General features: G+C 66.5%; 13 protein-coding genes. 6 read left to right on the plus strand and 7 right to left on the minus strand.

All coding sequences use genetic code 11. The features are described 5' to 3' along the window. Window positions 1–81: 81 nt before the first annotated feature. From ASD13_RS05570 to ASD13_RS05595, 6 genes are all read right to left on the minus strand, one after another. Window positions 82–1,716 carry an ABC transporter substrate-binding protein gene (locus ASD13_RS05570; RefSeq protein WP_162246280.1) on the minus strand — a complete coding sequence of 545 codons (1,635 nt, stop codon included), beginning with the start codon at window positions 1,714–1,716 and terminating at the stop codon, window positions 82–84. Between the two features lie 18 nt (window positions 1,717–1,734). Continuing rightward, window positions 1,735–3,498 carry a dipeptide ABC transporter ATP-binding protein gene (locus ASD13_RS05575; RefSeq protein WP_055866554.1) on the minus strand — a complete coding sequence of 588 codons (1,764 nt, stop codon included), beginning with the start codon at window positions 3,496–3,498 and terminating at the stop codon, window positions 1,735–1,737. After that, window positions 3,495–4,343: an ABC transporter permease gene (locus ASD13_RS05580; RefSeq protein ID WP_055866557.1), complete on the minus strand. Its 849-nt coding sequence runs from the start codon at window positions 4,341–4,343 to the stop codon at window positions 3,495–3,497. Before ASD13_RS05580 ends, ASD13_RS05575 begins: the two co-directional genes overlap by 4 nt. A gap of 1 nt (window position 4,344) precedes the next feature. Further along, window positions 4,345–5,340, minus strand: coding sequence for an ABC transporter permease (locus ASD13_RS05585; RefSeq protein ID WP_055866560.1), 996 nt, complete (start codon window positions 5,338–5,340; stop codon window positions 4,345–4,347). 135 nt (window positions 5,341–5,475) lie between these two features. Then, window positions 5,476–6,198 (minus strand): SDR family NAD(P)-dependent oxidoreductase, encoded by a 723-nt coding sequence (locus ASD13_RS05590; RefSeq protein ID WP_055866563.1) that lies wholly within the window; start codon window positions 6,196–6,198, stop codon window positions 5,476–5,478. 1 nt (window position 6,199) lies between these two features. Next, window positions 6,200–7,351 carry a CaiB/BaiF CoA transferase family protein gene (locus ASD13_RS05595; RefSeq protein ID WP_082531402.1) on the minus strand — a complete coding sequence of 384 codons (1,152 nt, stop codon included), beginning with the start codon at window positions 7,349–7,351 and terminating at the stop codon, window positions 6,200–6,202. Between the two features lie 138 nt (window positions 7,352–7,489). On the opposite strand from ASD13_RS05595, the gene ASD13_RS05600 reads away from it, so the two are divergent. Next, window positions 7,490–8,671 (plus strand): acyl-CoA dehydrogenase family protein, encoded by a 1,182-nt coding sequence (locus tag ASD13_RS05600; protein ID WP_055866568.1) that lies wholly within the window; start codon window positions 7,490–7,492, stop codon window positions 8,669–8,671. Here the strand turns inward: ASD13_RS05600 and ASD13_RS05605 are convergent. Next, window positions 8,665–9,441, minus strand: a complete 777-nt coding sequence (locus ASD13_RS05605) for an IclR family transcriptional regulator (protein WP_082531403.1) — start codon at window positions 9,439–9,441, stop codon at window positions 8,665–8,667. The two genes, ASD13_RS05600 and ASD13_RS05605, sit on opposite strands and share 7 nt — an antisense overlap. Window positions 9,442–9,523: 82 nt before the next feature. Here ASD13_RS05605 and ASD13_RS05610 point away from each other — a divergent pair, with 82 nt between their 5' ends. The 5 genes from ASD13_RS05610 to dmpG are packed head-to-tail and all read left to right on the plus strand — an operon-like array spanning window position 9,524 to window position 14,166. Next, the gene (locus tag ASD13_RS05610; protein ID WP_055866573.1) at window positions 9,524–10,321 is read left to right on the plus strand and encodes an enoyl-CoA hydratase/isomerase family protein; all 798 of its coding nucleotides are present in this window, start codon (window positions 9,524–9,526) and stop codon (window positions 10,319–10,321) included. Window positions 10,322–10,341: 20 nt separating this feature from the next. Further along, window positions 10,342–11,097 carry an N-acyl homoserine lactonase family protein gene (locus ASD13_RS05615; protein ID WP_055866576.1) on the plus strand — a complete coding sequence of 252 codons (756 nt, stop codon included), beginning with the start codon at window positions 10,342–10,344 and terminating at the stop codon, window positions 11,095–11,097. Further along, window positions 11,094–12,218 (plus strand): citramalate synthase, encoded by a 1,125-nt coding sequence (locus ASD13_RS05620; RefSeq protein WP_055866579.1) that lies wholly within the window; start codon window positions 11,094–11,096, stop codon window positions 12,216–12,218. Before ASD13_RS05615 ends, ASD13_RS05620 begins: the two co-directional genes overlap by 4 nt. Next, window positions 12,215–13,117, plus strand: a complete 903-nt coding sequence (locus ASD13_RS05625; protein ID WP_055866582.1) for an acetaldehyde dehydrogenase (acetylating) — start codon at window positions 12,215–12,217, stop codon at window positions 13,115–13,117. Before ASD13_RS05620 ends, ASD13_RS05625 begins: the two co-directional genes overlap by 4 nt. After that, window positions 13,114–14,166 carry a 4-hydroxy-2-oxovalerate aldolase gene (dmpG, locus tag ASD13_RS05630; RefSeq protein ID WP_055866585.1) on the plus strand — a complete coding sequence of 351 codons (1,053 nt, stop codon included), beginning with the start codon at window positions 13,114–13,116 and terminating at the stop codon, window positions 14,164–14,166. Before ASD13_RS05625 ends, dmpG begins: the two co-directional genes overlap by 4 nt. Window positions 14,167–14,176 lie beyond the last annotated feature (10 nt).

The following is a 14,176-nucleotide window of genomic DNA, read 5'->3' on the forward strand; positions in this document are numbered from 1 at the left end:
TTCCGTTTTTCATTGTCGATCGTGGCTGCGGCTCCCGGCGTCGGGCCGCCAGGAGCCGCAGCGGTAGGGACGTCCGAATCGCTACTCGGCTGCGACGCCGATGTCCTGCACCCACGGGCGGTAGTAGCTGAACGCGTCGAAGTTGTTGAAGCGCAGGTTCTCGCTCAAACCGACGGTGGCGTCGACCCAGGCGATGGGCACGAGCGGAAGGTCCTCCTGCGCGATGACCGCGATGCGCTTCAGCATCTCGAGGCGCTCCGCGCCGGACGCGCTACTCTGCGCGTCGAGGAGCTCCTGCGCCTCGGGGTCGGAGAAGCCGGAGGCGTTGAGGTACCCGATGGCCGGATCGTCCTCGAGGAACGGCAGCATCATGTCGGTCGGGTCAGGGTATGTGGGCGCGGTGCTGCTGACGACCAGCGCCTTCTTGTTCCCCGGAGCGAGCAGGTAGTCGCCGGCCAACTCGTTGAGCGGAACCTGCTTCACGTTCAGCGTGATGCCGATCTCGGCCGCGCTGGCGGCGATCGCAGACGCCGTCTTCATCGTGCCGCTGTTGCCTGCCGCGACCACGATGTCGGCCGAGAACCCGTCCGGCACACTCGACGCCGCGAGCGCCTCCGCTGCGGCTTCGAGATCGAAGGAGTAGTTCGGCAGGACGGCGAAGAACTCGTCGGCTTCGTCGTTCTCCATGACTCCTCGCCAGTGCCCACGAGTCGCGAGCGACGTCGCGACTTCTGCCGCACCGCCGTAGAGCGACTTGACGACGCCTTCGCGGTCGATGGCGTAGGCAAGCGCCTTCCGCACGTTCAGGTCGTCGAACGGCGCCTCGGTGATCGGGATACGGAGCATCAGCGGGTTGAGGCCGGAAGCCGTTCCTGTGCGGACGCCGGGCGTCTCCGACCACTGCGAGAGCTGACCATTGGGCACGTCGAAGCGCCCGTTGGACTCTCCCTGCTGGATCGCGATACGAGCGGTCTCGGCGTTCTCAACGATGCTGACGTGGATCTTCTGCACGGCGGGCGCCTCGCCCCAGTAGTTCTCGTTCAACGTGCCGGTGATGCCGCCGCCGGTCGTGTAATCGGTGAGGACGTACTGGCCCGTACCGAGCGGGATCGCGTCGGGTGAGCCGAACGCGTCGCCGGTCTCCTCCCCCTGCGCCTTGTTGAAGATCTGAATAATCGCCGCAGAGTACTTGAAGGTCGGATCCGGCCGGGTCAGGGTGATCCTCACCGCTTCGTCGTCGACGGCTTCGACGGTGTCGACCGTCGAGAGGATCGAGCCGGCGATCGACTTCAGGTCGGCGTCGAAATGACGCGTGTACGACCAGACAACATCTTGCGCGGTGAGCGGAGTGCCATCCCAGAACGTGACGTCATCGGCAAGCTCGAACGTGTACTCGGTCGGCGAGACCTCAGTCATCGTGGCGATCCAGGGCGAGACCTGGAGGTCGTGATCGAGGATCACAAGGGTGTCGTAGCCGAGCGAGCTCAGAACTCCGGTGGACGACGTGAAGCTGCGGGCGATGTCGAGGCTGTCTGCGGCGGCCCCCAGGGACCACTCGAGGCTCTCGATCTTCTCGCCGGTGGTGTCACCGCCGACGGTCGTGGGGCTGCCGCCGGTGTTGTGGGTCGGCGTGCCGGTGCAGCTGGCGAGCAGCGCCGCGAGAGCGACCGCCGCTCCCATGGCCAGGCGTCCACGGTGACGCGCAGTCTTCGGCAAGGCGATTCTTGACATGATTCACCAATCGTTGAGGTCGTGCGAGGGATGACGCGAGAGTGAGGTCTTGTGGACCTGTGGGAGGCGGATGAGAGTCTGCGTGTATTCGTGCTGCGGAGACTCGAACAGGGACTCGGTCGTGCCGTGTTCCACACAGCGTCCGTCGCGGAGGACATAGAGGTAGTCCGTCATCTGTCGCGCGACCCCGAGGTCGTGGGTCACGAAGAGCATGGCCACATCGGTCGTCTCGCGGATGTCGCGCAACAGGTTCAGGATCTGCGCCTGGACCATGACGTCCAGAGCAGACGTCGGTTCGTCACACACGAGCACCCGGGCACCCGGCGCAAGCCCGCGGGCGATGGCGACTCGCTGGCGCTGCCCACCGGACAGGCTCGCCGCCTTCCGACGCACCATGTCCCGGTCGAGGCCGACGCGCTCGAGGAGCGCCGCGGCGTGGCTCATCGAAGAGGGCGCGCCGCCTGACGCGAGCGCCTGGCTCAGGATCGCACCCACGGTGTGCGCAGGATTGAGGGTTCCGGACGGGTCCTGGAAGACCATCTGAACAGGGTTGGCTCGGCCGACCGGGCGGGTGGGCGCGCCGGCGGTGAGGGCAAGAGTGCCGGAGTCGGCGGTTTCCAATCCCGCGATGATTCGTCCGAGAGTGGTCTTGCCGCTTCCCGACTCCCCGATGATCCCGACGATCTGGCCTTTGCGGACTTCGATGGAGACCCCGGCGAGGGCCTGGTGCGAACCGAAGGCCTTCCGGATGTCGGACGCCCGGAGGACGAGGTCCTCGCTCGTGGCTGCTCGCTCGACGCGCGTGACCGCCCTCGTCGCAGCCGATAGATCGAGCTCGCGAATGCACGCTGTCTGCCTCGTGCCGACCGGACGGAGCGGGGGTGCCTCCGCGATGCACTCATCGATCGCGAACTCGCAACGATCCGCGAAGACGCACCGCGAGCGACGCAGGGCGGGCGTCGGCACGCCGCCCCGCACGGTTGGCAGGTCGCCGACCTTCCGATCGATGGGCGGACGCGCGAGAAGGAGGGCTCGCGTGTAGGGGTGCTTCGGCCCCGCCAGCTCCAGCTCCGCCGGTGTGAAGGTCTCGACGATCCTGCCGGCGTACATGACGGCGACGCGGTCCGCCACTGACATCGCCACAGAGAGGTCATGTGTGATCAGGAGGATCGCGAGCCCGCGGGCCGCCTGGATGCGCCGAAGCAGATCCAGGACTTTCCTCTCGGAAGTGACGTCGAGGGCGGTCGTCGGCTCGTCAGCGACGAGGATTCTCGGATCCGATGAGAGTGCCGCAGCGATTCCGACACGCTGCCTCAGGCCGCCAGACAGCTGGAACGGGTACTTCGACAGGATGGACGCGTCGGCGATCCCGACCTCCAGGAGGCGGTTGCGGAGCGTTTCGGTGTCGGCGGCCTGGGCGGCGTTGTCGTTGATGGCGTCGCGTACCCGGCGCAGCGGGCTCAGCATGGTGAAGGGGTCCTGCGGCAGCCAGGTGATGTCGCTGCCCCGAACGTCGCGCCAGTCCCTCTCAGACGCCTCCTCAAGCTGCCGACCGGCGATCCGGACAGCACCGCCCATGCGCAGATCCGGACTCAGCAGACCGGTGATGGCACGAGCGGTGATGGACTTCCCGCTCCCGGACTCTCCCACGATCGCGAGCGTCTGGCCCGCCGTCACCCGAAAGGTGACGCCGTCCACCACGACCGCATCGGTACGGGTGGAGACCGTCAGGCCATCCACCTCGAGCAGCGCTGCCTTCGCATTCATAGCGACCGCCCTTTCGCGGTGAAGTACTCCTGGGACGCATCGCCGAGCAAGGCGACCGTGGTCGCGATACTGACGATCGCCAGTCCGGGGGCGAGTGCCGCCCACGGGTTGATGGTCAGGTAGCTGACCGAGTTGGCGAGGGTGAGCCCCCAGTCGATCGCATCGGCCGGGAGTCCGATGCCGAGGAAGCTCAGCGCGGAGAGGGTGACGAGCGCATAGGCGAAGTTGACGCACGCGTTCGAGATCTCGAGCCCGCGGACATTGGGCCACAGTTCGAAGAACAGCAGTTTCCACTTGCGCAATCCGAGCTGGCTGGCGGCGTCGACGTACGGCTTCTGGAGTTCGACGAGCGTCGCGGCCCGCACCAGCCGCGCGTCATAGGGGATGAAGAGGATCGCCATCATCGCGACTGCCATCCCGAATCCTCCGCCGGTGACACCGGTGAGCACGATGGCCACCAGGAGCGCGGGCACCGCGTAGATCGCATCGATGAGCCGCATGAGCCCGGAGCCGAGCCAGCCGGGGCTGGACGCGGCGAGAAGACCGACCAGGCTCCCCGCGAGCATTGCGCCGAGAGCGATGAGGAACGCACCCACGACGAGGGTCTGCCCGCCCGCGAGGAGCTGCGCGAAGATATCCCGCCCCAGCGAGTCGGTGCCGAGGATGTGACTCGCGCTGGGCCCGGAGATGCCGGTGAAGAGATCCTGCTTCCGCGCGTCCACCATCGTGAAGAGCGGTGCGATGATCGCGAAAGCCACCTGCGCACCGACGACGACGGCCAACCTCTGCGCGGTACGCGGTGCCGCGCGGGGACTCACGACCTTGACGACCACTGTCGATGCCATGTCAGACCGCCTTGCTCATGTCGATACGCGGATCCAGGAGAGCGCCGACGACGTCGGCGAGGAAGTTCAGGGAGATGACCCCGGCGGCGAGTACCACGCTGATCCCCTGCACCACGGGAACATCTCCGACTGTGACGGAGTCGACGAGGAGCTTCCCGAGGCCTGGCAACGCGAAGATCTGCTCGACGAGTACCGTGCCGACGATGAGCGTCGACAACGTCATCCCGGCGGCAGTGGCGATTGCGGTGGCGCTGTTGCGCATTCCGTAGCTGAACAGGATCCGCGTGCGGCCGACTCCGCGAGATCGGGCGAAAGTCACATAGTCCTGCGACAGCGCGTCGATGAGGGCCGACCGGGTGATCTTGACGACGAGGCCGATCTGGCCGACGGCGAGCGCGATCGCGGGAAGGAGGAGGTGCTCGAGCCGTCCGGGGAATCCCTCCCCCGGCCCGTACACCGGAAGCACATTGAGGGTGAGGCCGAAGATGTAGAGCAGGAGGAGCGCCACCGCGAACGACGGCGCCGAGATGGCGAGGATCGCGGTGCTCGACGCGACTCGGTCCACCCAGCGCCCTCGCTTGACCGCCGCCGCCATCGCCAGGGGAAGAGCGATCAGCATGGCGATGGCGAAGGCGAAGAGCGCGAGCTGCAGGGAGATCGTGCCGCGCTCGATGATCAGCTTTCCGACCGAGACGTTCTGGACGTAGGAGACTCCCAGGTCGCCCTGGAGGGCGCGGCCCAGCCACGAGAAGTACTGGACCACGAGGGGGTCGTCGAGCCGGTAGGTGGATCGGAGCTGCGCGAGGACGTCAGCGCTGACGGGCCGCCCGCCGGTGAGCGCTCCGATCGCGCCTCCGGGGGTGATGTACTGCAGCGCGAAGATCCCGCCCGAGAGGAGAAGGAGGAGGACGAAGAGGCTTGCCACACGTGTGACGAGCGCAACCGAGGTGCGCAGTGCTCGCGGAGTCATCTTCGACTCCGTTGCGATGGAGGTCATATGTGAAACGTAGCCGCCAAAGCATGACCTGTCCAGCGGAAATCGCCATTCTGATCGTTAAATTGTGATGAAATCCGCTGATTTGTATGAATCAAGAGCCTTAACCCGCCGCTAGAGGCGATAGGGTCCGAGGAATCAGCCGGTGAATCGTCCACCGGATGCGTCGAACACGTATCCCGTCGTGAACGATGCGTCGGGCGACACGACGTATCGCACCAGTGCTGCGACCTCTTCGGATGTACCGAGGCGCCCCATCGGGATCAATGCCCGCTGGATCGACTTGCGCTCTTCCGTGAGCCCGGCGAGGAACGGCGTCTCGATGGAGGCCGGCGCCACGGCATTCACGGTCACGCCACTCGCCGCATACTCGCGCCCCACCGACTTGACCATTGCGATGACCGCGCCCTTGGACGCCGAGTAGGAGGTCATCTGCGGGCTGCCCTCCCTACCGGCGATCGAGGCGATATGCACGATGCGGCCGTACCCGCGGGGGACGAGCAGCCGCAGCGCATGCTTGGTCACCGCGAGCGCCCCGAGATAGTTGACGGCCAGGATGCGGCCCGCAGCATCGAGGTCGATGTCCGCGGACGGCTGGAGAGGACCGAGCAGGCCCGCGCTGTTGACGACGACCGCCAGCCCCCCGGTCGCACGGTCCGCAGCCTGGATCGCTTCGGCCACCGAAACCTCGTCCGCCACATCGATCGACACGAAGCCCTTCGCACCGTCGATCGCACTGCCGGGGAGGTCAGCCCGGACGACGTCGTAGCCATGACTGCTCAGATCGAGTGCCGTCGCGGCGCCGATCCCCGACGACGCCCCGATGACGAGCGCGCCGTTCGCGCGCGATGTTCCGGTCATCTCACACTCTCCTTGCCAGCCACTGGGGCTGATCGTCGTCCTGGCCCAACGTCGGAGCAACTCGCGTGATCGGGGGCCTCTCCGCGTCGAAGGCGACGGGCAGCGGCACCGCCGCATAGCCCTCGATGACCGGGTGCTCCACCGGCACGATACCGCCGACAGCACGGACCTGCTCATGGGCGAGGACCTGGTCCAATTGTTGGATCGGAGAACACGGTACGCCCGCCGCCTCGAGCGCCGCGATCCAGCTCTGGGTCGAGTTCTCACTGAAAGTCGCCGAAAGCTCCGCCTCCAGCTCGGCCTGGTTCACGACGCGGGACTCGTTGTCGACGAAGCGCTCGTCTGCGAGGAGGTCGACTCGACCGACCGTCGCGCACGCGGTCTCCCAGAGACCCTGATTACCGGCCGCCAGCACCAGGAATCCGTCTGCTGTCGGGAAGGCGCCATAGGGAGCGATCCCGACGGTTCCCGATCCGCGCCGGCGAGGGAGCTCGCCGGTCGCGAGGTACGACGCGATCTGGGTCGGCTGCCACATCATCGCGGTCGAGAGAAGTGACGTCTCCACGTGCGAGCCGACACCCGTGCGCTCCCGTTCCCGTAGTGCTGCCATCACACCGAGAGCCGCCCACATGCCCGTGCCCTGGTCGAGGATCGAGACCGGTATGCGGACGGGGGCACGCCCGTCCTCGCCAGTCATCGCCATCAGGCCGGAGAACGCTTGAACGAGCGGATCGTATGCGCCCCTCCCGGACAGCGGTCCGGAGCCGCCGAAACCCGTCACGCTGCAGTAGATCAGTCGAGAGTTGAGCTCGCGCACGTCTTCCCAACCGAAGCCGTTGGCCGCAAGGACTCCGGGCCTCAGGTTCTGGACGAGCACGTCGGCATCTCGCAGCAGCGCTCGGAGCAGTTCCCGACCGGCCTCCGTCTTGTAGTCGATGGTCACGCTGCGTTTGTTCCGGTTCCAGCTCAGGAAGTGGCAGCTCTCCCCGCCCCAGAACGGCGGGCCCCATTTACGCGTGTCATCGCCACTGCCGGGACGTTCGATCTTGATGACATCCGCTCCGAGATCACCCAAGATCAGCGTCGCGAACGGCCCCGCGACGCTCGTGGTGATGTCGAGCACTCTCAAGCCAGCCAAGGCCGCAACGCCCATGAGCTCATTCCTTTCGTCGGCGGAGATCCCGCGCGGTCACTGATCCCCCGCCGTCATCGGTTTGACACGGCGGACGGAACAGTCATAATTTACTACATATCGAACAGTGTTCGAGATTTCGCACGATTGGAGTAGTCAATGTCCGCTCACGCATCGGTCGCCGCCACGCAGCGCCCGGATCTCCAAGTCCTCCGCGAAGAGGTGCAGAGCGTCTGCTCGGCGTACCCCGACGAGTACTGGCGCCGGATGGATGTAGCCCGCTCCTATCCACAGGAGTTCGTGGAACACATCACGCGCAGCGGCCTGCTCGCGGCCCTCATCCCGAACGAATACGGCGGCCGCGGTCTGGGAATGCTCGAAGCCAGCGTGATCGTCGAAGAGATCAACCGCTCGGGTGGACACTCCGGTCCGGCGCACGCGCAGATGTACACGATGGGCTCATTGCTGCGGCACGGCTCAGCGGAGCAGAAGGCCCGATTCCTCCCGGACATCGCCTCCGGTGCCGTCAGGCTCCAGGCGTTCTCGGTGACGGAGGCGGCCGGCAGCGACACGTCCGGGATCACGACCTCTGCGCGACGAGACGGTTCGGACTTCGTGGTCACGGGCCACAAGGTGTGGACCTCACGCGTGTCGGAGACCGACCTGATGCTGCTTCTCGCCCGCACCAGCGAGCCGGGCCCTCGAGCGACGGACGGACTGACCCTCTTTCTCGTCGACCTTCGCGAGGTTCGCGCACGACAGCCGGAGGGAATCGAGATCGTCCCGGTTCGAACCATGTTCAACTACGCGACGAACCAGGTCTTCTACAAGGAGATGCGCATCCCGGCCGAGTCGGTCATCGGCGAGATCGGCGGCGGCTTCGGACACATCCTCGACGGCATGAATGCGGAGCGGATCATCGTCGCGGCCGAGGCCGTCGGCGACGGGTACTGGTTCGTCGACCGCGCCTCGAAGTACGCGAAAGAGCGCGCTGTCTTCGGGCGGCCGATCGGCATGAACCAGGGCGTCCAGTTCCCGATCGTCGACGCCTACATGAAGGTCGCCGCTGCGGACCTGATGCGGGTCCGGGCCGCCGAGCTCTTCGACGCCGGCCACAAGGCCGCTGCGGAGGCGAACATGGCCAAACTGCTGGCGTCCGAGGCCTCGTGGGCCGCGGCCAACGCGTGCCTCGACACCTTCGGCGGCTTCGGCTTCGTCGATCAGTACGACGTCGAGCGCAAGTTCCGCGAGACGCGTCTCTACTCCGTGGCGCCGGTCAGCAACAACCTGGTCCGAAGCTACGTCGGTACCAAGGTGCTCGGGATGCCAAAGTCCTACTGACGATGAGTGCCTGCCGGCGTCCTACCGCCCAATTCAGCAGTCATCTGGAGCGCGCCATCGCGCACGATGTCGATCCAGCCCTCCGCGGTGCGGAGTCTCCATCTGATGTCAGGGATGGAGATGCTGAGCGCACCGACAGCTTCTCCGCGGTTGTCGAAGACGGGGGCGGCGACGGCGATGACGTTGTCGTGCGCTTCTCCCTCATCCAGGGAGAAGCCGGCCTCACGGATCCGCTCGACCTCCCGGTTGAGTGCGTCGGGGTCCGTGATCGACCGGGACGTCGAGGCCCGCATGGGTCGCCGCGTCATCTCGTCGAGCTCCCGCTGGTGGTAGGCGAGGAGAGCCTTGCCCGGCGCCGTGCAGTTGGCAGGGAGCGAGCCGCCGACGCGTGCCGTCAGCCTGACGGCGTGCTGCGTCTCCGCCCGCGCCAGGTAGACCACCTCGTCAGCATGCAGCACCGCGAAGCTGACGGTCTCATCGCACCGGTCCGACACCAGTTGGCAGTACCGCTGCGCGACCTCCTTGAGCTCGAAGCGCCCTTCGACCCGGAGCCCGAGACGGAAGAGCATCGGACCGAGCACGTACAGGCCACTGATGTCGTGACGCGCGACGTAGCCGCGTTCGAGCATCGTGTTGAGCAATTCGTGGACGGTCGTGCGAGGAAGCCCGGTGGCGCGCACGAGATCTCCGGACGTGAGTCCGACGTCGCTCGCGAGCAACAGTTCAAGAAGGTCGAAGCTCCTCGTCAGAGCCGGCGTCAGCCTCGGCAATGTGTCACGTCCTTCCGCAGACTCTCCGGTCTGCCGGGAGCCACTCTAGCCACCCTGTTCGAAATATAGGACGACATACGAAATGATAACCACCTCGCTCGACCCCGGCGCCGTTCACTACGAAGTGCTCGACCACGTCGCATACATCACGATCGACCGACCGACGAGACGGAACGCCCTGAGCGTCTCGGCTCTGAACGCTCTCGCCGCCTTCTTCACGGAGGCCGCCGAGGATGCGGATGTCTGGGCGATCCTTCTCAGGTCGACGGGCGACGATGCGTTCTGCGCCGGCGCCGACCTCAAGGAGCTCGACGAGATGGCGCGCGCCGGCGCCCGCTTCCCGGTGCCGATGACGGGCACATCTCGCAATCTCTTCGAGCTGATCCTCGAAACCTGCAAACCGGTGGTGGCGGCGCTCAACGGTCCTGCCCTCGCGGGTGGCGCGGAGCTCGCGCTCGCCTGCGACCTGCGGATCGCAGCCGACCACGCGACGTTCGGTCTCCCCGAGGCCAAGCGCGGCATGGGAGCCAACTTCGCCAGCGTCGTGCTCCCCCGGATGATCCCCCGCGCTGTCGCCTTCGAGATGCTCTACACCGCCGAGCCGGTGTCAGCTGAGCGGGCCGAGCGCCTCGGCCTCTACAACCGGGTGGTGCCGGCCGCCGAGTTGCCGGCCGCTGGCGAACATCTTGTGCGGTCGATCGTGGGCAACGCACCGCTGTCCCTCCGCCGCTACAAGGAGATGGCGGTCAAGGGGTGGGAGTTGTCGGTGCACGCCGCACTGCGTTTGAACGCCGGACCGAACCCCTACCTGAGCGAGGACCGCGAAGAGGGGATCCGCGCGTTCGTCGAGAAGCGCGACCCCGCATGGCGCGGGCACTGAGAGACAAGCGGAGAACAATCATGACTCTGACCATCCACGCGCTGCACGTCGGCACGTTGACCCAGTTCCCGACCTCGGCGATGCTGTTCGGGCGCCGCTTCGGCGAGCAGCACGACGTCGCGATGCTGATGTTCGTGATCCTCGGGGGGCCACACCCCGTCGTCGTCGACACCGGACCCACCTCACCCGCGCGGGCCAGCAGCCATCACCCCGGCTTCCAGCTCCATCAGCCTCCGTCGCTCCGGCCGGAGGCTGCGCTCCAGCGGCTCGGCGTGGATCCCTCCACCGTGCGGACCGTGATCCACACACACCTGCACTGGGACCACGCCGGGAACGACGACCTGTTCCCGAGCGCGCAGATCCTCGTTCAGCGCGATGAGCTGCACTACGCGATCGCGCCGCTTGCTCCCTCACGCGCCGCGTACGAGAACTCACCGGCCGTCGCACCCGTGTGGCTGGACCAACTCCGACAGGTGCGCCCACTCGACGGCAACATGGAGGTGTTCGAGAAGGTTCGCGTCATCCACCTCCCCGGACACACGCCGGGATCGCAAGGCGTCGTCGTCGACACCGACGCAGGACGGTATCTCATCGCCGGCGACAACGTCCCGATGTACGACAGCATCGAGGATCCTGACGTGTTCGTACCGAACGGAGCCTTCACGAACTTGCACGACTACGAACGCACACACCGGCGCATTCGTGAGCTGAACTGCAGCGTGATCCCCAGCCACGACCTGCGCGTCCTCGAGCGCCAGCCGTTCGGACAGCCATGACCGCGCGGCCGGTCCGTTCCGACCTCATCACGGGCCCCGTCGGCTTCGCCGACCTGGTGATCGTCGAAGAGGGCATGCGCGAAGGGCTCCAGATCGAGGACGCTGACATCCCTGTCGACAGCCGCGTCGAGCTGCTCGACAAGTTGTCCGAGACAGGACTGAAGCACATCGTCGTCGGGAGCTTCGTCTCTCCGAAATGGGTGCCGCAGATGGCGAGGATCGATGAGGTCGTTTCGAGCTTCTCACCGCGCCCTGGCGTGACGTACTCGGCCTTGGCGCTCAACCAGCGCGGTATAGAGCGTCGAGAGTCGTTCAGCCCCCCGTTGTCGAACGACCACTACCTGCCGTCGACTCTCGTGCACGCGTGCGATGTGTTCGTGCGGCGCAACACCAACAGGAGCCAGCTCGACGAGATCCTCTCGTGGCCCGCCGCCGTTGCCCGTGCTGTCGACGCGGGGGCCACGGCAGCACAGATCGGGGTGAACGCCGCCTGGGGCTCGAACTGGCTCGGCGAGTTCAGCCCCGAGACGAGGATGGACTTCCTGGCCCTCCAAGTCGAGCTGTGGACGACCGCGGGGATCCCGGTCACGAGGGTCTTCCTCGGAGATCCGATGGGTTGGCATATCCCGCTGCAAGTCGAGCAGGACCTGCGCGCCATCACTGAGAGATGGCCGGGGATCACCGAATTCCACCTTCACCTCCACAACACCCGCGGCTCTGCTCCGATCACGATCTACAACGCTCTGCGCCACCTTCCCCAGGGGAAGACGCTCATCGTCGACACGTCCATCGGCGGTATGGCGGGGTGCCCGTACTGCGGCAACGGACGGGCCGCGTCGCTCATGCCCACCGAGGACCTCGTCTATCTCCTCGACGAGAGCGGCTATGAGACCGGTGTTGATCTCGACCGACTGATCGAGGCTGTCGCGCTCGCCGAGCGCATCGTCGGCCACTCGCTCTACGGTCACGTCTCAAAAGCCGGCGGCCGCCCCCGCGGGCATCGCGCCTATCCCCTCGACCTGCCATTCATAGAAACCCTCGATGAGGCACAGCACTTCCGCCTGGGCCCATCTGCGTACCCCCACGCATACCAACGCTCCAACAGCGAGGACAAAAGATGACAAAGACGGTCTCTGTAGTCGGCTCCGGAAACATCGGAACCGATCTGGTCAAGAAGCTGCTGCGACAGCCCAATCTCGAGCTCCTCCACCTCGTGGGCATCGATCCGGACTCGGATGGGCTGGCGAGGGCGCGCACGCTCGGCGTGCAGACGTCGAGCGGCGGCGTCGATTGGTTGATCGCCCAGAAGGACGTGCCGGACATCGTGTTCGAGGCGACTTCCGCTTCGGCGCACGCCCGCAACGCGCCGTTGTACGAAGCCGCGGGCATCCAGGTGATCGATCTGACGCCCGCGGCGATCGGCCCCTACGTCGTCCCGGTGGTCAACCTCGACGAGCACCTCGATGCCCCCAACATCAACATGGTGACGTGCGGCGGACAAGCGACCGTTCCGATCGTGAGCGCCGTCAGTTCGGTCGTCGACGTCACGTACGCCGAGATCGTCGCCTCGATCGCATCCCGGTCGGCCGGGCCGGGGACGCGCGCCAACATCGACGAGTTCACGGAGACCACGTCGGCAGCCATCCGCGAGGTCGGCGGCGCCGGAGCCAGCAAGGCGATCATCATCCTCAACCCCGTCGAGCCCGCGATGCTCATGCGGGACACAGTGTACTGCTCGATCCCCGATGGCTCCGATCAGAGCGCGATCACCACGTCGATCACGCAGATGGTCGCGCGCGTGAGCAGCTATGTCCCGGGATATCGGCTCGTCGCCGCCCCCCAGTTCGACGCCCCGCGCGCGGAATGGCGAGGCCGCGGGCGCGTCGCCGTGTTCCTCGAGGTCACGGGAGCCGCCGACTACCTTCCGGCCTTCGCCGGCAATCTCGACATCATGACCGCGGCCGCCGTTCAGGTGGCCGATCAGATCGACGTCCGATCCAGCCAGGAGACCGCCCGATGAATGCCGCGCAGAACACTACTCTCGAGCCGGTCCGGCTCACCGACACGACTCTGCGGGACGGCAGCCACGCGATGCGGCACCGCTTCACCGTGGAGCACGTGCGGAACATCGTCGCCGCACTCGACACAGCGGGCGTCCCCGTCATCGAGGTCGCGCACGGCGACGGACTCGGCGGAGCGTCGTTCAACTACGGGTTCTCGCTGACACCGGAGCTGGAGCTCATCGAGGCTGCCGTCGAGACGGCACGCCACGCGAAGATCGCGAGCCTCCTCCTTCCCGGGGTCGGCACGGTTCACGACATGAAGCAGGCCGCTGACAAGGGCATCTCGATCGTCCGCGTCGCCACCCACTCGACCGAGGCCGACGTCTCGATCCAGCACTTCACGGAGGCCCGCCGTCTCGGGCTCGAGACAGTCGGGTTCCTCATGCTCAGCCATCGCGCGCAGCCGGAGGAGCTTGCGAAGCAGGCGCGGATCATGGTCGATGCGGGATGCCAGTGTGTCTACGTGGTGGACTCCGCCGGGGCCATGGTGCTCGAGCAGGTCGCCGATCGCGTCGCCGCAGTTGCGACGGAGCTCGGCGACGATGCGCAGGTCGGGTTTCACGGCCACCAGAACTTCTCGCTCGGCGTCGCCAACTCGCTCCTTGCCTACGGTGCGGGAGCCCGTCAGATCGACGGCACACTCTGCGCCCTCGGCGCCGGAGCCGGCAACAGTCCGACTGAGGCACTCGTCGCGGCTTTCGGCAGGATCGGCGTCCCCACCGGCGTCGATCTCGACCTCGTCCTGTCCGCGGCCGACGACACGGCGCGGCCGATCATCGAGACCCTGCCGGTCATCAACCGCGACTCGATCGTCTCCGGCGTGGCCGGGGTGTACTCCAGCTTCCTGAAGCACGCAGACGTTGCGGCTGAGCGCTACGGCGTCGCCGTCCGGGACATCCTGTCGGAAGTCGGCCGATTGGGGTACGTCGGCGGTCAGGAAGACATGATCATCGATGTCGCGGTCCGTCTCGCCGATGAAGCGGTGTCGTCGCGGCTGGAATCCTGAGCGCGCGCCA

The sequence above is a fragment of the Microbacterium sp. Root1433D1 genome (assembly GCF_001426835.1).
Taxonomy (GTDB): domain Bacteria; phylum Actinomycetota; class Actinomycetes; order Actinomycetales; family Microbacteriaceae; genus Microbacterium; species Microbacterium maritypicum.